The organism is Larkinella harenae (assembly GCF_054780515.1).
This window is the reverse complement of sequence record NZ_BAAGWE010000021.1, coordinates 1-20,898: the sequence shown is the minus strand read 5'-3', so window position 1 is coordinate 20,898 and position 20,898 is coordinate 1. Positions and strand designations below refer to the sequence as shown.

The 20,898-nt window shown below is 46.9% G+C and carries 19 protein-coding genes; 11 read left to right on the top strand and 8 right to left on the bottom strand.

All coding sequences use genetic code 11. From position 1 onward, the window contains the following. Nucleotides 1–46: 46 nt before the first annotated feature. From ACYVH9_RS31195 to ACYVH9_RS31185, 3 genes are all read right to left on the bottom strand, one after another. Nucleotides 47–3,244 carry an ATP-binding protein gene (locus ACYVH9_RS31195; RefSeq protein ID WP_460640378.1) on the bottom strand — a complete coding sequence of 1,066 codons (3,198 nt, stop codon included), beginning with the start codon at nt 3,242–3,244 and terminating at the stop codon, nt 47–49. A gap of 133 nt (nt 3,245–3,377) precedes the next feature. Further along, nucleotides 3,378–3,635, bottom strand: coding sequence for a phage integrase central domain-containing protein (locus tag ACYVH9_RS31190; RefSeq protein WP_460640384.1), 258 nt, complete (start codon nt 3,633–3,635; stop codon nt 3,378–3,380). A 169-nt stretch (nt 3,636–3,804) separates the two neighbouring features. Next, a complete protein-coding gene (locus ACYVH9_RS31185) occupies nt 3,805–5,511 on the bottom strand; it encodes a hypothetical protein (protein ID WP_460640377.1) in 1,707 nt (568 codons plus the stop codon). 869 nt (nt 5,512–6,380) lie between these two features. Between ACYVH9_RS31185 and ACYVH9_RS31180 the strand changes: the two genes are divergently transcribed. Further along, entirely contained in the window at nt 6,381–8,198 is a 1,818-nt protein-coding gene (locus ACYVH9_RS31180) for an FG-GAP repeat domain-containing protein (RefSeq protein ID WP_460640376.1), read from the top strand. 526 nt (nt 8,199–8,724) lie between these two features. Continuing rightward, entirely contained in the window at nt 8,725–9,255 is a 531-nt protein-coding gene (locus ACYVH9_RS31175) for a hypothetical protein (protein WP_460640375.1), read from the top strand. Nucleotides 9,256–9,416: 161 nt separating this feature from the next. Here the strand turns inward: ACYVH9_RS31175 and ACYVH9_RS31170 are convergent, their stop codons facing one another. Beyond that, complete coding sequence (locus ACYVH9_RS31170; RefSeq protein WP_460640374.1) at nt 9,417–10,151, bottom strand: hypothetical protein; 735 nt, start codon at nt 10,149–10,151, stop codon at nt 9,417–9,419. Nucleotides 10,152–10,455: 304 nt separating this feature from the next. On the opposite strand from ACYVH9_RS31170, the gene ACYVH9_RS31165 reads away from it, so the two are divergent. Continuing rightward, nucleotides 10,456–11,037, top strand: a complete 582-nt coding sequence (locus tag ACYVH9_RS31165; protein WP_460640373.1) for an LOG family protein — start codon at nt 10,456–10,458, stop codon at nt 11,035–11,037. A 39-nt stretch (nt 11,038–11,076) separates the two neighbouring features. Here the strand turns inward: ACYVH9_RS31165 and ACYVH9_RS31160 are convergent, their stop codons facing one another. The 3 genes from ACYVH9_RS31160 to ACYVH9_RS31150 form a co-directional block, all read right to left on the bottom strand. Next, on the bottom strand, nt 11,077–12,048 hold the full coding sequence (locus ACYVH9_RS31160; protein ID WP_460640372.1) for an IS481 family transposase: 972 nt from the start codon (nt 12,046–12,048) through the stop codon (nt 11,077–11,079). 124 nt (nt 12,049–12,172) lie between these two features. Further along, nucleotides 12,173–12,331 (bottom strand): hypothetical protein, encoded by a 159-nt coding sequence (locus ACYVH9_RS31155; protein WP_460640371.1) that lies wholly within the window; start codon nt 12,329–12,331, stop codon nt 12,173–12,175. Nucleotides 12,332–12,335: 4 nt separating this feature from the next. Continuing rightward, nucleotides 12,336–12,992, bottom strand: coding sequence for a hypothetical protein (locus ACYVH9_RS31150; RefSeq protein WP_460640370.1), 657 nt, complete (start codon nt 12,990–12,992; stop codon nt 12,336–12,338). Nucleotides 12,993–13,563: 571 nt separating this feature from the next. Here ACYVH9_RS31150 and ACYVH9_RS31145 point away from each other — a divergent pair. The 7 genes from ACYVH9_RS31145 to ACYVH9_RS31115 all read left to right on the top strand — a co-directional run bounded on the left by ACYVH9_RS31145 (nt 13,564) and on the right by ACYVH9_RS31115 (nt 18,156). Then, nucleotides 13,564–13,953, top strand: coding sequence for a T9SS type A sorting domain-containing protein (locus tag ACYVH9_RS31145; RefSeq protein ID WP_460640369.1), 390 nt, complete (start codon nt 13,564–13,566; stop codon nt 13,951–13,953). Between the two features lie 370 nt (nt 13,954–14,323). Further along, nucleotides 14,324–14,506 carry a hypothetical protein gene (locus ACYVH9_RS31140; protein WP_460640368.1) on the top strand — a complete coding sequence of 61 codons (183 nt, stop codon included), beginning with the start codon at nt 14,324–14,326 and terminating at the stop codon, nt 14,504–14,506. Further along, nucleotides 14,503–14,922 carry a recombinase family protein gene (locus ACYVH9_RS31135; RefSeq protein WP_460640367.1) on the top strand — a complete coding sequence of 140 codons (420 nt, stop codon included), beginning with the start codon at nt 14,503–14,505 and terminating at the stop codon, nt 14,920–14,922. Before ACYVH9_RS31140 ends, ACYVH9_RS31135 begins: the two co-directional genes overlap by 4 nt. A gap of 3 nt (nt 14,923–14,925) precedes the next feature. Then, the gene (locus tag ACYVH9_RS31130; RefSeq protein ID WP_460640366.1) at nt 14,926–15,159 is read left to right on the top strand and encodes a hypothetical protein; all 234 of its coding nucleotides are present in this window, start codon (nt 14,926–14,928) and stop codon (nt 15,157–15,159) included. A gap of 146 nt (nt 15,160–15,305) precedes the next feature. Continuing rightward, the gene (locus ACYVH9_RS31125; protein WP_460640365.1) at nt 15,306–16,289 is read left to right on the top strand and encodes a glycoside hydrolase family 43 protein; all 984 of its coding nucleotides are present in this window, start codon (nt 15,306–15,308) and stop codon (nt 16,287–16,289) included. Nucleotides 16,290–16,740: 451 nt separating this feature from the next. Continuing rightward, nucleotides 16,741–17,700: a PDDEXK nuclease domain-containing protein gene (locus tag ACYVH9_RS31120; RefSeq protein WP_460640364.1), complete on the top strand. Its 960-nt coding sequence runs from the start codon at nt 16,741–16,743 to the stop codon at nt 17,698–17,700. 246 nt (nt 17,701–17,946) lie between these two features. Continuing rightward, nucleotides 17,947–18,156, top strand: a complete 210-nt coding sequence (locus ACYVH9_RS31115) for a hypothetical protein (RefSeq protein ID WP_460640363.1) — start codon at nt 17,947–17,949, stop codon at nt 18,154–18,156. 183 nt (nt 18,157–18,339) lie between these two features. Here the strand turns inward: ACYVH9_RS31115 and ACYVH9_RS31110 are convergent, their stop codons facing one another. Further along, a complete protein-coding gene (locus ACYVH9_RS31110) occupies nt 18,340–19,635 on the bottom strand; it encodes a hypothetical protein (RefSeq protein ID WP_460640362.1) in 1,296 nt (431 codons plus the stop codon). A gap of 214 nt (nt 19,636–19,849) precedes the next feature. On the opposite strand from ACYVH9_RS31110, the gene ACYVH9_RS31105 reads away from it, so the two are divergent. Further along, nucleotides 19,850–20,758, top strand: coding sequence for a helix-turn-helix domain-containing protein (locus ACYVH9_RS31105; RefSeq protein ID WP_460640361.1), 909 nt, complete (start codon nt 19,850–19,852; stop codon nt 20,756–20,758). Nucleotides 20,759–20,898 lie beyond the last annotated feature (140 nt).

The following is a 20,898-nucleotide window of genomic DNA, read 5'->3' as shown; positions in this document are numbered from 1 at the left end:
CTCAAGTGCAGGCATTCGAACCTATATATATCAGTAATGATGTAGTTTACTGGGTGGAATGGAGAAGTTTCTCCAGCAAGGCTGTCAGCGCTTGTAAATTGACGGGTTTGATCAAATGCCCATCAAAGCCCGACTCCTGGGTCCGCTTTTTATCTACTTCCTGGCCGTAGCCCGACAGCGCCACAATGATCCCCTGCTGGCCCCACTTTAGCGCCCGTAAACGACGACAGGTTTCGTAGCCGTCCATGCCCGGCATGCCCAGGTCCAGTAGCACCGCATCGGGCTGCAGGGAGGCCACCAGCTTCAACCCTTCCAGGCCACTCAAACAGGTGTGGGCTTCATATTTTTTGACGCGCAGCAACATCGCCGTCGTCAGGGCCAGATCTGCATTGTCATCGATCACTAAAATACGACCCACCTTTTTGCTATTTTCTTCCTCAACATCAGCCGCTGGGGTTGCAGCCGGTAAATCGGGTAGTAAGGGTAAACGGACCATAAATTCACTGCCTTGCCCTAAGCCTGGACTAGAAGCCCCAACCTGCCCACCATGCAACTCGACCAGTCGTTTGACGACGGCTAAGCCCAGCCCCAACCCACCCTGAGGGCGGTCCAAGGAGGAAGACACCTGAACAAATACCTCAAAGATGGCCTCCAGCTGGTCTGGGGCAATACCGATACCGCTGTCGCGTATTCGCAGTACAGCCTGCCGGCTTTCTTGCTCAAGCGTCACCCGGATTTGACCGTCATTGGGGGTATATTTAGCGGCATTCGTAGCCAGGTTACGCACGACTTGGGTCAATCGGGTCCGGTCGCCATCCACCCAAAGGGGGGCGGTGGGCAGTTGAATCGTTAGGGCTTGCTTCCGGCTACTAAACTGGGAGCGGGCTGTTTCCAAAGCCTCTCGAATGAGTCCATTTAGCTCCAGGCGTTCTTTTTTTAACTGGATCTTGCCCTGACTGATCCGGCCCACATCCAATAGGTCGTCCACCATTCGGTTGAGGTGAGTGACCTCCCGACTCATCATAGCAAGGGCTCGCTCCAGGGGTAAGGTCTCATCCTGGCCATGAGTCAGATCCAGCAGCAGAAGCGTGTTATGCAGGGTCGCCATGGGATTGCGCAGTTCATGGGCCAGCATCGCCAGAAACTCGTCTTTGCGCCGGTCGGCTTCTTGGAGCGCTTGTTCGGCTTGTTTGGTGTGGGTGATGTCCTGCACGAACTCGACGATTTCATGCTCACTGACCTGCTTGCCCGCAAAAAGGCCCCACCAGCGGGACCCATCCGGACGGAGGTATTGCTTTTCATAGGGAATACTTTGGCCTCTGCTCCGCAATTCGGCGAGTGCCTGCTGACTAACCTCCATAAACTCAGGCGGGGTTAAGTCCTGCCAATGGACTTTTCCACCCGCCAAGTCTTCAGAGGTTAATCCGCTCATGTGCCGGAAAGCGGTGTTGACATCCTGAAGGACGCCCTGCTGGTCAAAGAAAATGACCCCGACGGTTTCAATGGAGAGCGCTTTTTGCAACCGATCGTTACTGGCACGCATCGCTTCTTCGCTTTCCCGCAGGGCGGCTTCGGCCTTGGCTCGTTCCACGGCTGCCCAGGTGCGTTCAGCCGTTTCATGTAAGAGGGCAACTTCATGGTCAAGCCAATGGCGTGGCGTTGTTTGGTGAACAGAGAGGTCTGCCACGAGCTGACCGTTTTTAATCAGCGGTACGGCAACTACAGCCAATACATCAATCGAATAAAACGCTTTTTGTGAATCCTCATCGACCTCTGTACTGACATCATCAACAACCAGACTTTCCCCTTTTTTGAGTTTTTCGCCCGGAGGACCAAATGCCTTAAAGGGAAGCCGACCCGTTACTGGTTGAACCGACTTACTGGTATAATTATCGGTGGCTTCAAACCAGTCTTCATCAAGGTTGATCTCGGCATAGATTGCCCGGTCAACCCCTAAGTGCTCTCCGAGGACTCGCATGGCCACCCGTTGAATGGCTATCGGATCAGCAAGAGGACGAAGGGCATCATTCAGGCGTAAAAGATACTCCTGTTGTTGCTCCCTTTGTTTGCGTTCGGTGACGTCCTGGAACACAGCCGCGATAAAAGGGCTACCCGCCCCACCGACTGGCGAATAGTGGGCGGTGAGCCAGCGTTGGGTGTCCGTGTTGAAGGCTTCTATCCGTTCGGGAACGCCCGTATGATGAACACGCCCGAGCGCATCGAACCAGCCTTGTTCAATATGGGGGAAAACCTCGCTGGCTCGTTTGTTGTTTGCATCGGCAAGACCCGTGTGCCGCGCGAAGGCCGCGTTGGCTTCCTGGTAGATGAGGTCGACGACGCGTCCATCCTGGTCGAAGACGAGTTCCTGCACGACAAAACCTTCGTCAATCGTCTCGAACAGGATGCGGTATTTATCGGTGGCCTGTTGGGCAATCTCGTCTTTCAGCCGAAGCACTTCCTGCTCGGCTTGTTTCTGACGGCTAATGTCGCGGGTTGTCATGGCTACCCCATCGTCGGTCTTCACCAGCGCCTGATAGAACCAGCCATCGAACTGTTCATGCTTGTAATACTGCTCATGCTCATAGGCTACCCCGGTTTGGGCGACCTCGACCATGCGGTCAAAAATGCCGGTCGTAACCACGCCTGGGTTTACTTTCAGCAGGCTTTTTCCGATGACATCGCCGTTTTGGGCAATGGCTTTCTGGTTATTCATGACCCAGACAAAGTCCCGGATGGAACCGGTCTCATCCCGCACCACACTGAATACCTGAATGATATCCAGGGAACTATCGATCACCGATTGCAATAACGCGTGGCTCTGCTGAAGTTGCTCCTGGGTCCGCTTGCGGGGGGTAATATCGGCGGTTGTGGTGGCTACGCCGTCGTTGAGCTTGACCACCGATTGATGAAACCAGCCATTAAACTGCTCATGCACATAATGCTTTTCGTAGTGTTGCGGCTCGCCTGTTTCCACCACTTGTTTGAAGGCGTCAAAAATACCTTCTTCCAGTACGCCGGGCTGGAGTTCGAGCAAGCTTTTGTTGACCACATCGCCGTAGATTTTTTCGGCCGCATGGTTGTTGAGCACCCACTTGAAATCAATAATGTCACCCTGCTCATTGCGTACGGCTTCAAAGACCTGGATCATGTCCATAGAGGAATCCAGGGTGGCCCGCAGCAACTGCTGGGCCTGGAGTAGATCGTCGGCCTGTTGTTGGTCATTGGGTTGGGAAAGAGATACCATACTGGTAGAGTTACATGTCTGAGCAGTGAGCTAAAGCTAAGGCATTAACTAACGGAAACGACAAGTAGTCTGAAATCTTTACCGAATGAACAGCCCGTTGGTACTGTAAATAGCTAGGTAGGTCTCAATGCCACTAGCTCAGCAAACGCCCGATTACTGAGCTAGTGGCATATGTACAACGATGGCTGACGATCTGTTTTATACGTCGGGCCATTTCCGGAGCTGTTTTCTCAATCTTTTGCAGACAGGCTAGAATGATAACTGGCTTTAAGGTATGGATTGGATAGCTTCCCAGATCCTCAAACGTATACTTCTCCAACCGGTGCATCCGTGTTTTGGCATAGCGCGGGTTCCAACTCTCGACGCCTTGGCCATGCCACTCTTTGGCGATCAGTTCGAACGTTTGCGCATACGTAAAGGCAGCATCAATAGCTCAATTCTTGCTGTGGTAATGCGGTTAAGGTGTCTGGTATTTGTGAGCTAATAAACAGTTGCTTCCACCCATACCAGCTACTACTACCAGGAAAAATTTTGGCAATTTAGGCATGGTGAGTTTACGATCACGAAAGGAAAAATGTATGGTGAAACGGCGTATACCCAGTCAGATAAACCGTTGGCGTATCCATCGCTGGAAGGGCTCCCCGTAACTGAACTCCTTTGTGTTCGACGGTTCCCGGCCCGAATTTGATACGATCGGAGCCAACCGTATACGAGCCCGATTCGCCCGATAAGAGGAAGGCATTGTCTTTCTTAGGGTGTTTTTTTACCCCAGCGAGCGTTCCGCCCGCCCGAAAAATGAGTTCAAGCGCTACCGGAACCCCTTCTGTACCCACAATGTCGATCGCAATTTGCAAACCATTCGCGGTTTCCTTTATTTTCACCGTCGTGTCAAGCTTCTGAATTTCGCTCTGCCTGCGATTGGCCCTTGGCATTTTGTCCCAATCACCGCTCGGGTCAATCTGGTCGCTGGAAAGCGGCTGATAATACGGCCCATCGAGTGATTTTTGCAGAACCCAGGTGTCGCCCTGTTGTTCAATCTTCGTTGAATCAAACTGCCCTTTTCCGAAGAACGAAGTTGCCATTCGCATACCCTGCAAAACCGCATTCCCCTTGTGGAAGGTGAGCCAACTGGCATTATTCGACAAGAGGGTGCTATCCCAATTTTCGCGCCGGATACGAACGACACCTGAGTAGGGAAAGGCTTTGGCGTAATTGGTCGGTAACGGTTTGCTGGCGGGGAGTTCGTTCCAGAGCGTGGGGTCTTCCAGAAAATAATTGAGGTAGCCCGCCAGTTGCTCTTTTGGACACGTCTTCTCGATTAACCGACACAGAGCCGCCATTTCACCGTTTTTGTCGAGCAGGGCCATGTAGCGGTAGCAGTAATAGTATCTGGCCATGTTGCCAATGGTACCCTTGTCCTGCCGGTTCGATGCTTCCGTCACGATCTCGCCATTCGGGTGAACGTAGTACAGTGTCATCATCAGGTTTTTGCGAACCGGCTCATACAATTCAGGCTTTTTCAGACCCCGAGCCAGGATGATCAACGACCGATCGACAATGGGTGAATAGGTGTTGGTACTCTTTTCATTGAATTGCCCGTCGGGGTCCAAATCAATATGTTCGGCGAGCCATTGATCAATGCGTTTGGTATACCGGGGGTCGGGAAACACATCATTTAATTTTGTCAGGGAGGCTGATACGACCCAACGGTGATTGGGTGTATGAATTCCACCTACACTCAACGCGTCGCCCGCCTTTTTCAAAAACTCCTTTAATAAATTGAGCGTTTTTTCTGAACCCTTGATTGAAGCTTGCTTCAGGAATACATAGGCCGGAATAATATTTTCTAGCACGAAAGCCGTATCGGGCGTTGAATGGAAATTGGTTTCCAAAAGATCAATTGTGCCATCGTCGTGCTGCATCTTGAGCAAAGCCCGAGCCGCAGCATCCACTTCCTTTAGTAAGGCTTCCGATTGATAATGAGTGGATTCCGGACAGGCAATCAGGGTGCTGGCACGAATGATAAACCCGCTCGTCGACTGTGGATTTGGCATGTCCATATCGTTCATGTAGCCGCCCACAAATCGGTTGGCTGGATCCGTTACCTTGATGGGTTTGTAAATGGCCAGTTGCTGGTCGCTGATTTTTATCCACTCAAGCAGCCACTCGGGTTTGGTGGGAGCCAAGTTGGCAAATCCATTGTAGCTTAGCATTGGAAAAATCCCAAGAGTCGTTGCGCCAAGGGCTACGAAGTTTCTTCTGTTCATTTTTTCACTTTTAGAAACGAGCAAATTTTCTCCTTTTCGCTTGGCTTTGCCGAGTGAAAACGGTGACCGCAGTTCGGTTTAGTTTAAAAAGCTTTTCAGGAGTTTTCCTACTGATAGATTGCTGTCAGAACGCAAAACTCCTGAATCTTTATACTCCTGAAATGTACTTCATCCCCCTAATCCTTGAACAAAATTGGTAGGGCCGTTAGTCCAATCACCGGATAAAACCGTACCTCTTTAAATAAGGTCCTAACTCCCGCCTTGCCAATGCATTTGTTTCCAATCTACCCCCATCAAACCTACCCGGGCATGATGAGCTATCGACGTTCAACCCAATCCAGAGGGGCTGAAAAAACACCGGGTGAATCGACGGTGTCGCATCGGCCGTTCAATTCCAACGTCTTATTAAAGGTGATCGGTAACCAGAAACCTGAGAATCTTCCACTACTTCATTTACGGATCGAGATGGGTGGCCATTTCCCAAAAAATACATCAGCCAATACGCAGCTGTGGCTGCCCATTTTCACATCACGTTGTATGGAATCTTATGATTAAATACCTCCAGATCAACTGATGCAACCCATAACCTGGCAAACCCCAATCTACTCATTAGTGTACAAATCTGGCTAAACCTAAAAGTTAAAGCCACGCAATTAACTAACCGGCCTACTTCTAACCTCAACCCTTTCACCCACATGCCAAAGAAAAAACGAGCCCTACAACCCCGCAAGTTGACCCTGATATTCCTGTGTTGGATCAACTTTATCACCTGCTTTGGCCAGCATGACTTCGTAAGCGGGTCCCCTATAAAATTTAATTCTGACAGTAGTTATTCGCATTTTGCCTTGCCATCCGTAAACGGTTTTCTAATGGGCACCGCCCGTGTTAATGAGGACACTGCACCGGATTTGTTTATGTATAGCGATAAATACAACCCGGGCACCTTTTATTATTTGTTCGAACGATTCAGCCCACAAGGGACACCCATTTATTCCCAAAAACATAAAATTAAGCTTCCTTTTGACCAGGACACGCAACGAAAATCGGTCATTCTGGAAAACGATCAACACGAAATCTGGGGCTTTTGGGCTTCCGATAAGAGGGTATACCGAAGCCGGTTCAATAAACAGACCCGTTCATTTGAAGAACTTAAAACGATTGAAGTGCAAGGATTGCCATCGGCGATTGGCTATTTTGGCGTCCTGCAACTGGCTCCTTCAGAGTACGTATTTTTATTTACAGTTGCCGACACGACAAAGTCGCCCAAGTATCCCGTTCCCAACCCGGCTAACAGGCATGAGTTTGAAAGGTACAGCCAGGATGGTTTTTGGCAACAACAACTACCCAAAAGCGGAATTTATGGGGCTTTTTTTTCACGAACCGACCCGGAACGGCTGGTGGTCAAACCACTGACTTCGTTGACACAAACGTATTATTTTTTAGAAAGTTATACCTGCTACACCTTTAATAACCAAAGCTACATTCTGGCAGGAACAACGCTCGGTAACATTCACGTTTATCAGGTGGATCAAAAAAAGAAATCGCTTACTGAAGTAGGCTACCTGAAAGATCCAAATGGCCAGACTCTTCGCAATCCGGCCATCCACGGCTTTTTAGCTTCGGTAGAAGTAGCCGAACACCCGGGCTTAATTGTTTCTAGTGAAGGGGGGATTTTTTTCTACAAACAGAAAAAAGGCCATACGCTTTCGTTTGAAAAACCAGTTTCGCTATTACAAACCAAACCCGATTTGTATGGAGGCTCCCTGGTGGTTCCCGATCTGGCGGATTGGGATGGCGATGGGGACATTGATTTGGTATTTGGTAATTCTTTGGGCCATATTCAGTGGTTTGAAAACCGGGGTACAAACACAAATCCCAAATTTGGCACCCCGGTTACGCTCAAAGCGGGAGGATATCCCATTCATATTCAACCCGGCTATAACCAAAACATTCAGGGACCTGGTGAAGCCCGTTGGGGGTATGCCTGCCCAACGGTGTTTGATTGGAACAATGACGGGCTTACTGATATTTTAACGGGCGATAGCCGAAGTAAATTTAATTTGTATATAAATGAAGGAAAACAAAACCAACCCCGTTTAGCCCCTGAGCATCCTCTTTTCCTAGATGGCCTAGATCTATACGGCACCTGGCGCGTAAAACCGGGGGTGGGGAAGTTAGGGGGTCGTAATGCCTACATTATATTGGACTCGGATGACGAATTTCATTTGTACTGGCAGTTAGATTCATATAACGTAACGGATGGCGGGAAGCTCATGATTGGCGACAGTATACCCATCCGCGCTAACTTTCGAAGGGGAGGAGAAACCGGTCGTTCTAAAATCACAATTGTGGATTGGGATCAGGATGGTATAAAAGATCTACTGGTTGGAACGCCCCGGTATTCTACCATTCCAGAGCCTAAAAAAGGAATGCCGTACCGTCTGCCCAATAATGGTGCTGCGGTTTTATTTCTTCGCAATGCGGGGACGGAAACCAGGCCAGTTTATGAATATCCGGTGGCAATCCGGTTCAAGGGCAAGCGTATTAATTTGGGTCAACATGCTTGTTCCCCAACGGCTGGCTTTATTGGACCTGGCCATTCGTTGAACTTGCTGGTGGGTGACGAAACAGGCCGTTTCTATTTTTACAAACGTGAAGATCTACAATGGTCTCCACCAACCGAATAAGAAGCATTCGTTGATGTTGAAGGGAATACGTCCTTTATACCGTTGGGTAGTTATACCGAATCGTACAAAAAAGCTCACGAGAAAACCATAAGGTCTTTTGTACTTTTTCAGGACCCTTGTATTAGCATTCTCATTGTTATTCGAATATTCCGGGATCAAGAGCTCACCTTCGCTCTACGTCCTTTGGCGCTGGCCGACCCGGCATGCGGACCCACTCACCGGCTTCATCTTTGGTATACCAGATGCCGTCCAGACGCAACCAGAGACCATCACCCGGGAGCGGGCCATGCAGACGCACCTTGACAGCTTTAGTAGTCGTCGAGTGGGTCGATTTGCGGGGTATGCCTGGCCCTATAATAATTAGTTTCTTGAGTTAATGACTCTATATCTAAGGTTACTCGACCAACATATAAATAGTTATAAAATGACACATAGAAGAGTACAGATATTTTACTCACCAAAAAGTTATATTTTTATCATAAGTGGTTTAAGTTATATACATATATTTATTTATATGCACAAGGCTATGCTATTAACACTTCGGATATTAACTTGTTTCTCTCTGTTCAGTCTTCAAACGGCATTTGCTCAAAAAACTACTTGGGAGCCGAAATTTGTACTACTTGATGTGAAAGCACTCACTGCGGGATTAGGCTATTTACCAAATTATCTGGGACAAAATGTACGGGACAAAATGGATGATTGTCGAGCCGAATCAGCCATGTTTCACTTCCGAGTTAATAGTCAAGGAAAAGTAGATAGCATCCGCATTGAGGGGAATCTACGACCAGAATATCAGCAGACAATTGCGGATAACATCAGAAATACAGAAGGAAAGTGGCAATTGCCATCCAATACGAAACCGGGAGATGTGTGCTGGTTTATTTATCCTTTTTTTCTTTTTGGCTATACTTACGACTGTCCTAAAGAGACGGCTGAATTATATGAGATTCAACAAGCTAACTATAATGTGTTAAGTAGGTTAAAGCTCCCAACGCAAACACAATATGGAATTTTACTATCTCTACGTGTACCGAGCAGGATGTCTAGCAAATAATAACTTCAGAATATAATCCAATTGGATCGATACTAAAATAGTTGTATTCTTTTTAGAGCTGTCGTACAACTATTTTCATGTTAGTTGCATAAATTAAGAAGTGGTAGACTGGAGCGTGAAGTATGATTCTTTTTTTGTAAAAAAGTAAGTTTTGCTTATAATTAAAATTGGCGATTTCTTTTTCGGATTATAAACTGGTATTGAATCCCTAGTTGTAAATTAAACCCGTTAGCTCCTCCTTGAGTCTTCACGGTATATTTTTTATTTTCACCGGGTGGAGATACTTGGGCATTCGCTCGAACCAGATCATTTTGGCTGAATAGCCGTCTAACATCTAGATTTAGATTCAGTCGGCGAGTTAATTGCCAATGTAACCCCATTCCAGTTATGCCCATTATAAAAGATTTAGTATGGTCTAATTGCTGTGTAGTTGTGGTGATTCGGCTTGTATCACCAAGTGTATGTCTAATAGTTCGGTTACTATTCATATCGATTCCTGTAGCATCCCATGCAAAAGCAATGCCTGCTGTCGCCCGAATGTCTAACCGTTTCGTCGGTTGCCAGATGGTAAACCGAGTTAGTATAGGAACCTGTCTGTAAGTAACTTTTCTGGTGAACAAAAACCTAGTACCTGGGCGTAATCCATTTATTGGTTCAAACAGAAACTCGTAGCCTGTCGCTACCGGTAAATTCATGATACCGGTTTCTATTTCTAGTCGATTCGTATGATAACCTATTCTTATGCCATAGTGGGTATTTCTTAAGTCAGCTGCATGGGGTTGCTTGAACCGGTTATCCCCTTGAAAAGTAGAACGATTCTGGAGCAGTCCGAAAACCGGTTTAACAAAATAATAAGCGTTTCTTGGCTCAGCCTCCAACTTAAATGTATCCGGCAAGATGGATTGCGCCCAAGCTGAAACTGAAAAGCAGGTGCATGAGGCTAAAAATAGTACCCGTCGGAGTTGAGTTGAAATTCGTGTGGATTGGATAAACACATGCTATAGAATGATCATATTTATTTTGATTGGAAAGCTACTGCTTTATGAAGTTCTTACAAATTGCTTAACCTTTTTTAAGAAATTCAGCAGTTATATAATCACACGTATGGGATAGCTAACACAAAATCACCAACAAAAGCTAAAATCCCTCATGTATGTCGAAAAAAGGATAGGTTTGCAACGATTTTCTTACACGATATACATGAAAGCGATTACTGTTTTTTGTGGTTCAAGTCCGGGTTTTGACCCGCAGCTCATGAAGAGTGCCTATCAACTTGGAGAAATTCTAGCTAGTTCATCCATTATGCTGGTTTACGGAGGAGCCAAGGTTGGTTTGATGGGTGCAGTAGCAGACGGATGTTTGTCTTATAAGGGCCGAGTGATTGGTGTACTACCGAAGTTTCTACAAACTAAAGAAGTTGCTCACGAAGCGTTGACTGAACTTATTTGGGTAGAATCGATGCACGAACGAAAGCTAAAGATGCATGAGCTTTCAGATGGTGTTATAACGCTGCCAGGTGGCTACGGTACACTTGAAGAATATTTTGAAATGCTGACATGGGGACAGTTAGGTCTTCATAAAAAACCAGTGGCGCTACTGAATGTCAATAATTTCTACGATGGCTTATTAGCTTTGGCTGACACGATGGTACAAACGGGGCTGTTAAAGCAGGTTAACCGGGATATGATGCTTGTGAGTGACGACATAGATCATCTCCTCAATCAAATGAAAAACTATACTGCTCCCGCTGTTGGAAAGTGGTTAAGTGTAGTGGTTCAATAGATACGCTACAGTTGTAAAGGGAAGAAAAGTAGGATAAAACTACGTTTTAGCCCCTTTCCGAAATTTCTTAAGCTGCTTGTCTCGTTTGTACGATTGTACTCGAATGGGCTCTTTTTCAGGGTCATATCTCGCAATCACTTCATCCCAAAACGGGGAGCCTGCTGACTTCTCGGCTGCGGCTTCCGCTGGCGTTTTGCCTTGCAATGAACTGTGTGGCCGCTGATAATTATAGTAAAACTGCCATTCGGCCAAGCGGTCGTTTAAAGAAGGATCTTTTAAATCTGCCGTTCGGTAAAACTCCTGAAGGTCTGTCTGCTGGCTCCGTTCTACTTTGCCATTCAGATGCGGTGAACGGGGTTTAATTGGTCGGAATTTGATGCAATACTCCCGTAGCTTTTCTTGAAAACAGTAAGCAAAAAATTCTCGCCCACGATCCGTCTGTATCCGCTGGATGGGATAAACGAATTGTTCCAGTACTCGATCCAGAAAATCAATTGAATTGGTGGCAGTTCTGCGCGGATAAGTATATAGGATCTTAAATCGGCTACAATCATCAATAGCAGTATACTGGTAAATCCCTGACGCAATCTTGCAAACGTCCATTTGTACTCGGTCTCCTGGTACTGGTCGGGAATAGCGAATGGGTGGTTGATTTTTACGATAGCGTTTGATGGGATCTCGTTGATGCTTTGTGAGAATACGAGCTACCGTTGAAGCCGATACCTGAATCGAGTGCTGCTGAAAAAGAAAAGAGCAGATACGGATTTTGCCGATGTTATACGTGTCTCGAATCTGAAGCACTAATTTTTCCAGTTGGCTATCAAACTTCTGGTGAGCTAAATGGTGAGGTCTACGAGAATGGTCTGCTAGTCCTTCAGTCGCTTGTCGTTTGATCCACCGTTGGAGGGTTGATCGAGCAATACCGCATCGACGGGCTGCTACGCTGACAGAGCCCACTTGTTGATAGACGGCTAGCCAAGTTTGACGAGCCTGAATTTGCGAAGCTGACATGGTTAGGGTAAAAAGGAATGGCTAACCAAAAATAGTCTTTTTCTCAAAAACTCAGCATGCCCCTAACTGTAGCGGATGTTGCGAACCATCACAGGTTAAGCGACGAGAAACGGTCATAATTAAATCATGCTAAACTGTACGGTTGGGGTGGTTCATGCCCCAACCGTGCAACTATGATCTGCTGTACCGTCTCATCGTTTGACAAGTCCCCATACCACCATTGATGTGGATCGTCTTTTTCTTGCTCATACCGCCGTTGATAACCGTGTTTAAATAATGGCAATATTTTAAAGGGGTATTAGTCTTTCAAAATTCGTGGTTGCTTTATCTTCGTAATTCCTATCTTTATACTGCTCGAAGCCTTTTACAAGTAAGACCTGATCTCGATAATAAACATCCTCAATAACGTAAGAAAGGCAGTTGTTGACATTCAGATCTCGTGCCTTCACTTGCTTTGTGGGTTGCATACTAGGTAAGTGAAAGAGCCAGTAGACTCCTCGCCCAGGCCCAGCAAACAGTTCGGTAGCGTTGAGTTGCTTGAAGGTTTCTATGGCGGGCAACTTAATGATTTCGATCAGTTTTCCACTATACAGGTTTCTTCGGTAGATTCCTCTGCCTTCCATCTCTATCAGCAAGCTATCGTCACTGACTAGGATGCCTCTCACCCGTCCAGGCCCCGCTTTCCAGACTAGTTTTTGCTCCTTAATTGAATAACAAAAAAGTCCTCTTTCCCAACTTCCTATCAACACAAGCTGGCCATCGTTGGAAATAGGCGTACCATATTGGGCATTGTAGGCTATGCAGGCTACCGTTTTAAATTTGTTGATCGGTTGACCTTGTTGATCTACAACGGTTAAGAATCCGTCAGATTCATATTGAAGAGTCTGAATATGTGCGTGTTGAAAATGAACTTTGAGAAGGTTAGGACAACGCTCAATGTGCATATAATTTACTTCCTTAAATGCTATATAATCAACGATCTGTTAACCAAAATACGAAAACTTCGGTCTCGTCCGTCCTTTCTCGACGCCCATTTAAAGCGACGGTTGCCCTACTTCTACCGGTAGCGCCAATTCAAGCTATGCCCAATCTCAACCTGGCTGCCGGAGCTGGTAACAATCGCTCCGGCAGCCTCGTCCCCTTCCGCAGAACGAGCCGAAGTGGGGTTTAGAACCGGCCATGCCAGCTTCGCTGAGTGAAGCTTCAGCGTTCCTTGGTGCTTTTTACAAATCATAAACGCTGCTCTCCCCTACTCCACTTGACTGGACGAGTTCGCTAGCTGGAGGAGTCAACAGCATTTTTCCTCAAATCGCCGGGGGGCTTGATCCCTCTGATCTGCCGCCAGTCCTCCCCTTCCAGGGTCTCCACCCGAACTGAGTTGATGTTTTCAGATGCAGTCACTCGTCTTTTCCCAAAAGTACCAGGAGTTGACTCATTTGTGACAGGCTTTGCCCGCCAGGCTGCCGACCTTTGACTCAATCAAACAGAACAACAATCCTTAAAACAATAGACGCCATGAAAGCCTTATTCAACACCCTGCTCCTCGCCCTGACTTTAACCGCTACCACCTTCAACGCGGCTACTGCCAATCCAAAAGAACCTAAAAAAGCGGCCGCTTTTCAAAGTGCGATGTACACCACCACCGAAGGCAAGTTGCAGGTGGCCGTTCAGAAAGAGACCACCAGCCCCCTGTTGGTTCAATTGCTGGATCAGAAAGGCAACGCGGTGTTCTCTCAGAAAATCGGCAAACGCCAGGATGCGGTTCGCTACCGGTTTGATGTAAGCAACCTGCCCGACGGTGTGTACCAGGTCACCATCAGTAACGGGGTGGAGACCACTAGCAAAGAAATCACCCTGGCCACCAAACAGGTAGAAGCCATGCCCCGACTGGTGGCTGTCAAATAAGCCAGTAATCCTCTTTTCTAAAGAACAGCAACAACAAATTTTATGAAAGGCCAATCCTCTAGAGGATTGGCCTTTTTGTCAATTTTACATATTACCTCTCAATACATTAACCGCAAAGTATTGAATTTGAAATATGACTATATTGGATTTTAATACCCCGCCCCCCTTTGGAACAGCATTCAAAGACCAACTGAATACCAGGTTTATAATTTCCAGTTATTGGAGCTGTCCGACCTTGTGGTTGGATCGTTCCTCAGAATTTGAATCAGTCGCTTAAACGTAAAAATAACTTGCTCTACAGGCTGTTATTGAGTGGGGCATTTTTATTAATATTAAGATACTTTTAAAACTTACGAATCTTCTTTTTCCGATGGCCGACTCAAATCAATTTTCACCACAGGACGAGCCCTTCACCGATCTAGAAATTGCCATTGAATTCCAACCGGTCAACGAGCAGGCGGCTGAACTGCTCCGGCAGCAACTCGCTAACGCGGAAATTTTGGAATCAAATGCTTTTACTGGTACCGAGATTTTAACGGTTATTGTGCTATGAAATATGTGCCGTACTACCGGGTCTCGACGGCTGGCCAGGGGAAAAGCGGATTGGGTCTTTCAGCTCAGCGGGAAATCGTCAACCGGTTCCTCAAAACGGATGATGAACTTTTACCCGAATTCATCGAAGTCGAATCGGGCAAAAAAGCCAATCGCCCACAACTGGCAGCCGCCATCGCTTTTGCCAAACAGCACCGGGTGCGTTTACTCATCGCCAAACTCGATCGATTGAGCCGTAACGTTTCGTTTATCTTTTCCCTGCGTAATTCCGAGGTGGACTTTGTAGCCTGTGACATTCCCGATGCCAATACACTGACCGTGGGGATCATGGCAGTGCTGGCTCAGCATGAACGGGAGTTGATCGGCGAACGGACCCGAGCCGCTTTGCAGGCTAAGAAAGCACAAGGGCATTCCTAATGTATGCCCAATATCACACCGGAAATCACGCAGAAGGGTTTAGAGATCCGCCAGCAGAACGCGCGTATCCATCAGGCCAATTTACAAGCAGCTGAACTCGTCCGGTTATATCGCAAGGAGGGACTCACGTATGCCGCTGTTGCTGAGCGCTTAAATGCTATGGGTTATCGAACTCGCAGGGGGAATCACTTTTTCGCCATGAGTGTAAAACGGCTGGATAGAGAGCAACCTACATAAAGAACTCACTAGCTCTATCCAGCCAACCAGCAACGGTTGTTCCTGGTTGGATACCCCTGCTCTAACAGGTCCATTGGCCCATAGAGAATACACCACTTCGTTTAACAGCTAAAACACTACTGAAATAAGTAATTATAACCCGGAAGATGAAAGCAATCCTTGTTTGTTCTATCCTTTTATGCTCCACCCTGCAGCTATGGGCACAAGCAAAGCGAGAGATTTTTTTTGCCGATGTGACCATTTACGTTGAGGGAGATACGTATTATCTGACCGGGTCAAAGCCTGTGAACAGCGGGCCGCAGGGCTTTGCCATATTAGAATCAAAGGACCTGAAAACATGGGCAGTACCTGGTCAGGCAACCAATTCGCTGGGAATAATCCTGACCCAAGGCGACCACACCTTCGGCAGCAAGGGCTTCTGGGCCCCACAACTATTCAACCATACGGGCACATATTATTTAACCTATACAGCTGATGAACAAACCGTATTGGCTGAATCAAAATCGTTACTGGGCCCTTACCGGCAAAAAAACGTTGGACCGATTGATGGGTCTGAAAAAAATATCGATTCCTATATTTTCAAGGATACCGATGGTAAGTGTTACCTCTACAGTGTCCGTTTTAATAAAGGAAATTACCTGTATGTAGCCGAATTTGACCTGAAAACCGGAAAGATAAATCCGCAAACCCTGAAAAAATGTTTTGACCAGACAGAGCCCTGGGAGGCCACGCCTACTTACAAATCAGTGCCCATTATGGAAGGCCCTACCGTTATCAAATTGAACAATAAATATTACCTGTTTTATTCGGCCAACCACTTCCAGAATATCGATTATGCGATTGGGTATGCCGTAGCCGATTCTCCCTATGGACCTTGGGTAAAATACAAAAACAACCCAATTATCCATCGTTCGATCGTTGGCGAGAACGGATCAGGTCATGGTGACCTGTTTGAAGGGTTAAACAAGCAATTGTATTATGTATACCACACTCACCACTCATCCGACAAAGTAAACCCTCGCCGGACACGCATTGTGCCAGTCGTAAAACAATGGGATAAAAAAGCCGGTGTCTATACGTTTCATGTAAAAGGGGATGAAGTGATTGTGCCTGTACAGGATGAAAAATGAAGAACCATGTTATGAAGCTTCCAATTCATAAAAGCGAGTCATCAAACTAAAAAAATAGTTTCATAATATACTTATTTACAATGCCTTATAAGGTTTTGATGATTATATCAATTACATTTTTTGACCCAAAAAGGGTTTTACCTTTTGTTTATTATTTGACAATATCAATCCGTTACTTACAATAATGATACTACGATACTACCTCTTAGTAAGTGCCTCTTTTAAGCAGGGCGTAACCAAAGAGCGGTCGTTTCAATCCAGCTTCTCCTGGATGTTTCTCAGTAAGGGTAACCGAGTGAAGCTGAAAAGGAAACATCCGTCAGTTTCAATCCTTCTTCAAGTGGATGATGCTCAGTAAGTCTCCACCACAGCCCCAACTCCCCCCCTAAGGTGTTTCAATCCTTCTTCTAGTGAATGATGCTCAGTAAGAATCACTCGCTACGCCCTTGTTGTGCCGACCATCTGGTTTCAATCCTTCTTCTACTGGATGATGCTCAGTAAGCAGGTGGGGCCGCGTTCCGTCGCCAGCGGGAAATTGTTTCAATCCTTCTTCTATTGGATGATATTCTATCTGCTCTATCCTCAGATTTGGCAGACGCTATCTGCCAAATTTCAACTTGCAGGCTTTGAGTCGGTTAAACAATCTTTGACGCTTCAAAGGGATCTTAAGAATGAGACTGCTTCAATGGACACGGCTTTGTTACTGGATCGACTAACATATTCGCACTTTGTCGAGTTATTAAAGGTTGACGATCCCCTGAAAAGAAGCTTTTACGAACTGGAAGCGGTTAAAAATAATTGGAAAGTGCATGAGCTGAACCGGGCTATTACCACCTTACTAGCCGAACGAACCAGCGTCTCAGCAGACAAGGCAACTGTAATCGCTCGTATCAAGACGAACCAACCCACGGGCTTAGACGATTTGATACGCAACCCTTACCTATTAGAATTTCTAGGCTTAGAAGAAAAGGCAGAATATTCAGAGAATGACCTAGAAAAAGCCCTGATTGATCATTTACAGGACTTCTTGTTAGAATTAGGCCGTGGCTTTTGTTTTGAGGCCCGTCAAAAACGCATCAGTTTTAATAATCGGCATTATCGGATCGATCTAGTTTTTTACCATCGCATTTTAAAGTGCCATGTCTTAATTGATCTTAAGATCGGCGAATTTGATCACGCGGATGCCGGTCAAATGAATGTGTACCTGAATTATTACAAAGAGAATGAGCAACTAGAAGTCGACAATCCACCGGTGGGTATTATTCTATGCGCCCACAAAGACCAGGCCCTCGTACGGTATGCTACCAGCGGTCTTGAGCATGACATCTTCGTTTCCCAGTACTTAACGATCTTACCTAATCCAGAGCAATTTCAAGCTTTTATTGAACGAGAGAGTCAACAAATATTGTGAAAGCTTATAACAAATAGCCTGCTGGGTTGGAAAAATGAAGTTCCATACTTATTTCAGGAGCCTAAGCTTCACGACCTCAATTAACCTGATGCCCATTCCCTAAGTTGGAGATCGCATTTTAAGCGAAACCGGCGTAAAAATCATTCCCAAAACGAACCGGGGCAGGGTACTTTTTGCGGCCCACATCACTGGCCACTACCTGCAAAAACTACCGGACATTCGCTTAACCCTTGGAATTTCGACCTGGTGCAACGGGCACGATTCGCTGGTCGAAAATCACCTGAAGCCGCTCATTTGGCCATTGAGCATACCGATCACATTCATAGCCGCGTTGGCCATCCGGAAGGACCGCAGGTCAACGACTCGGGTGCGCCGGAATGGACCGAAGCCCTGAACGCGCGCCGGACCCAGTGGATCGGATGTTTGCCCTCCATCGGCAGAACAAAACCGGTCTGACGGTTGCGAGCGAGTTTAGCCCGGCAACGTACACGCCCACTTTGCCCTGTACCCAAAGGCTGGTTGTCAGTCAGGGGATGTTAGTGTATTTAGGCTAAAGCGGCTAAAAAACCAGTACGAAGCTTTATACCAACTTCGGTTACGCAGGGCGCGGGAAATAAGGCCGGCGTATGACTGGGACGGCTATTTTAAACTGCTGGCTAATCGCTGGGTCATTTCTAACATGAACTCCGTGGTTTGGGGACCAAATCGGTTGATTTGGTGAATGTCGTATGAACTCTCCTTTTGAAAGTAGTATTTATCGGGAACAATCTGGCCAATATTACCCCCATTGTAGCTGGTTACCAACAGCTTGTACTGCCTGGCAATGGGCAGCTGCAGGAAATCTGGCAGAGCCTGAGAAGACACTTCACCAGGAAGACCGACAAATACCATATCACCAATTCGCAAGGCTTTTAACTCGGCCGGGTAAGCGCCGTAGAGTTTTCGCACGAGCCAGGACTTTAACCGCCAGTGTTGGCTGATTCTAAATTGCGGATCGCTGTTTTCTTGGGCTAGCGTAGTGGTCTGAGCAATAATGACACTGTCGGTGTGAAGGGGCTGATTCTTAACCAAGTCTACGAGATTGCTAGTGAGCATTCTGATCTGTTCTCCCTCAACGCCTGTCGGGTTAACCTTATCAATTGGGGCCTTCACCGGCTGAATCGACCCCACCAAACGCATGGAAAAGCAGGGGATCTGGCTTTCCATCTGCTGGTTTAAATGACCAAGGAAGCTCTCCGTTTCTACTATAGCTGCGTTTTTGGTCAATGACACCGGAGGATTGGAAACCGAATAGATCAGGGCCGACTCTCCGTTTTGTTTCTGAAGTTTGAGGAACTGTAAAGCCTGGCTAGTTACCTGGTTGCCGACTGAAACCAAACCATCCTGGCCATCTACCGTCAGTTGACTGGACCCAATCTGTACCAAAGCCATAGTCTGTTTGGCCCGTGTGACCGTCTGGAGAATAGTTTGGGTCAATTGATTAACCCATTCTTGATTATACTCACCAAACGTTCGTTGTCCCATGTAGTCAGGGGCCCATCCTCCCACTGCAGGATAAGAAGGGGACGCTCCCAGATAAATATTTTTCCAATTAAAGCCGAATTCAGGCAGTCTTTTCTTTAACTCCTGAGCAATCACGGGTGGCATCATAGGTAAGTCAACCGTAATCAGGGCGGCCCGCGTCGAGCCATTATCGAGCACGATCACCCGGGTAGCGACCGAATCGGGGTTAACCGGCAAAGGCCCTTTTTTGGACCGGGTGAGTGCGGCAACCGGCGGCATTACCCGTAATGTTGCCCAACCTGCCTGAATGGCCTGTTTCGGGTGCGGATCACTGACAATCCAGGAAAGCTCCTGACGAGCATATCGGTAATAACTCGCGTTTTTATAGTTGTCAGTATTGACAACGGTCAAGCTCATCAGCAAGGCCGTCACAATGGGAAAGGCAACGATGTAGGCTCGGGTTCCAAATTTAGAAAAACGACACATTGGGCCAAACTAGTTAGGCATACCATTTATTAGTACAAATTTGGCGGAAAAGTAACCGATTTAATACGCTACATTACGGTATTCTTGGTTTGAAATACGGTATTTGCCTGAGTTACAAGACGGACTTAACTATTATCTTTTGAATTAACTCCTCTCGCCAATGCAAACGGCTTCACTGCACACGTACTCAATAGGCCAACTGTTAAACTTGTTGACAGGACAAGTCGTCCCCGATTATGCGTTCTATCTGGGGTACTTCACGGCCGATTCAAAGATTCTTGCTTATCCTTACCGAATTCAGGGCTATGCCATCGGCGTCTTGACGTCGGGCTGGTTAACAGGCAGCCTCAACTTAGAGACTTTTCAGGTCAATCGCGGTCAGGTGATGATCATTGCTCCGCATCAGATTCATAGCATTCAGTCCTGCAGCGCTGATTTTGCCATGCGAACGCTTTTTTTTACAGACTTCTTTCTGACGGACATTTTGCGCCAATCCACTCAGGTTGCCCTGTTATCCTTGTTTCAACCCCACGCCCCGGCCGTTCTTAGCTTATCGGAAACCGAGTGGCATCGAATAAGTGCAGGAGTTGACCTCATTGAGCGCCATTACTGGCCAGTGGATCAGGCCTCACAGCTACCTATTCGGTATATCTTGCAGGCACTTGTAACGGACTTAAACCAGATTTTCGAGAAAAGCACCCCGTTTACTGCAAGCAAACAATCGATGAATCGACCTTCCGAGCTCACCCGGCAGTTTCGCCAATTGGTCACCCAGCACTATCTAACAAAGCGAAAGATAAGCGACTACGCCGACCTGCTCGCCATTTCCACCAAACACCTGAGTGAAACCGTCAAGCAACAAACGGGTCAACCCGCCAGTGCCTGGATTGACGCGATGATGGTTCAGGAAGCCCAGGTGCTCTTAAGTCAGACGACGAACAGCATCGCTGAGATCGCCTATTACTTAAATTTCAGCAGCCAATCCTCCTTTGGTAAATTTTTTCGTTCCAAGGTGGGCATTACACCGGTTACGTATCGAAGAATCCGTCGTTCGGATGCAATTTTATGAGTATAAAAAGTTAAGAAGATGTTGGGGAATATTATTCGGTCATTTTGCCAATCGGTTCAGCATCAACGCACAGTTAGCCCACAATAGCCACGATTCTGCACTGTTGGTGGTCTGTTCATAATCTTTAGTAATCCGTCTAA

Excerpts from the sequence above, each read along its gene's own strand:
- ACYVH9_RS31195 (WP_460640378.1), bottom strand. The coding sequence starts at position 3,244 with ATGGTATCTCTTTCCCAACCCAATGACCAACAACAGGCCGACGATCTA.
- ACYVH9_RS31185 (WP_460640377.1), bottom strand. The coding sequence starts at position 5,511 with ATGAACAGAAGAAACTTCGTAGCCCTTGGCGCAACGACTCTTGGGATT.
- ACYVH9_RS31180 (WP_460640376.1), top strand. The coding sequence starts at position 6,381 with ATGGGCACCGCCCGTGTTAATGAGGACACTGCACCGGATTTGTTTATG.
- ACYVH9_RS31175 (WP_460640375.1), top strand. The coding sequence starts at position 8,725 with ATGCTATTAACACTTCGGATATTAACTTGTTTCTCTCTGTTCAGTCTT.
- ACYVH9_RS31165 (WP_460640373.1), top strand. The coding sequence starts at position 10,456 with ATGAAAGCGATTACTGTTTTTTGTGGTTCAAGTCCGGGTTTTGACCCG.
- ACYVH9_RS31160 (WP_460640372.1), bottom strand. The coding sequence starts at position 12,048 with ATGTCAGCTTCGCAAATTCAGGCTCGTCAAACTTGGCTAGCCGTCTAT.
- ACYVH9_RS31150 (WP_460640370.1), bottom strand. The coding sequence starts at position 12,992 with ATGCACATTGAGCGTTGTCCTAACCTTCTCAAAGTTCATTTTCAACAC.
- ACYVH9_RS31145 (WP_460640369.1), top strand. The coding sequence starts at position 13,564 with ATGAAAGCCTTATTCAACACCCTGCTCCTCGCCCTGACTTTAACCGCT.
- ACYVH9_RS31140 (WP_460640368.1), top strand. The coding sequence starts at position 14,324 with ATGGCCGACTCAAATCAATTTTCACCACAGGACGAGCCCTTCACCGAT.
- ACYVH9_RS31135 (WP_460640367.1), top strand. The coding sequence starts at position 14,503 with ATGAAATATGTGCCGTACTACCGGGTCTCGACGGCTGGCCAGGGGAAA.
- ACYVH9_RS31130 (WP_460640366.1), top strand. The coding sequence starts at position 14,926 with ATGCCCAATATCACACCGGAAATCACGCAGAAGGGTTTAGAGATCCGC.
- ACYVH9_RS31125 (WP_460640365.1), top strand. The coding sequence starts at position 15,306 with ATGAAAGCAATCCTTGTTTGTTCTATCCTTTTATGCTCCACCCTGCAG.
- ACYVH9_RS31105 (WP_460640361.1), top strand. The coding sequence starts at position 19,850 with ATGCAAACGGCTTCACTGCACACGTACTCAATAGGCCAACTGTTAAAC.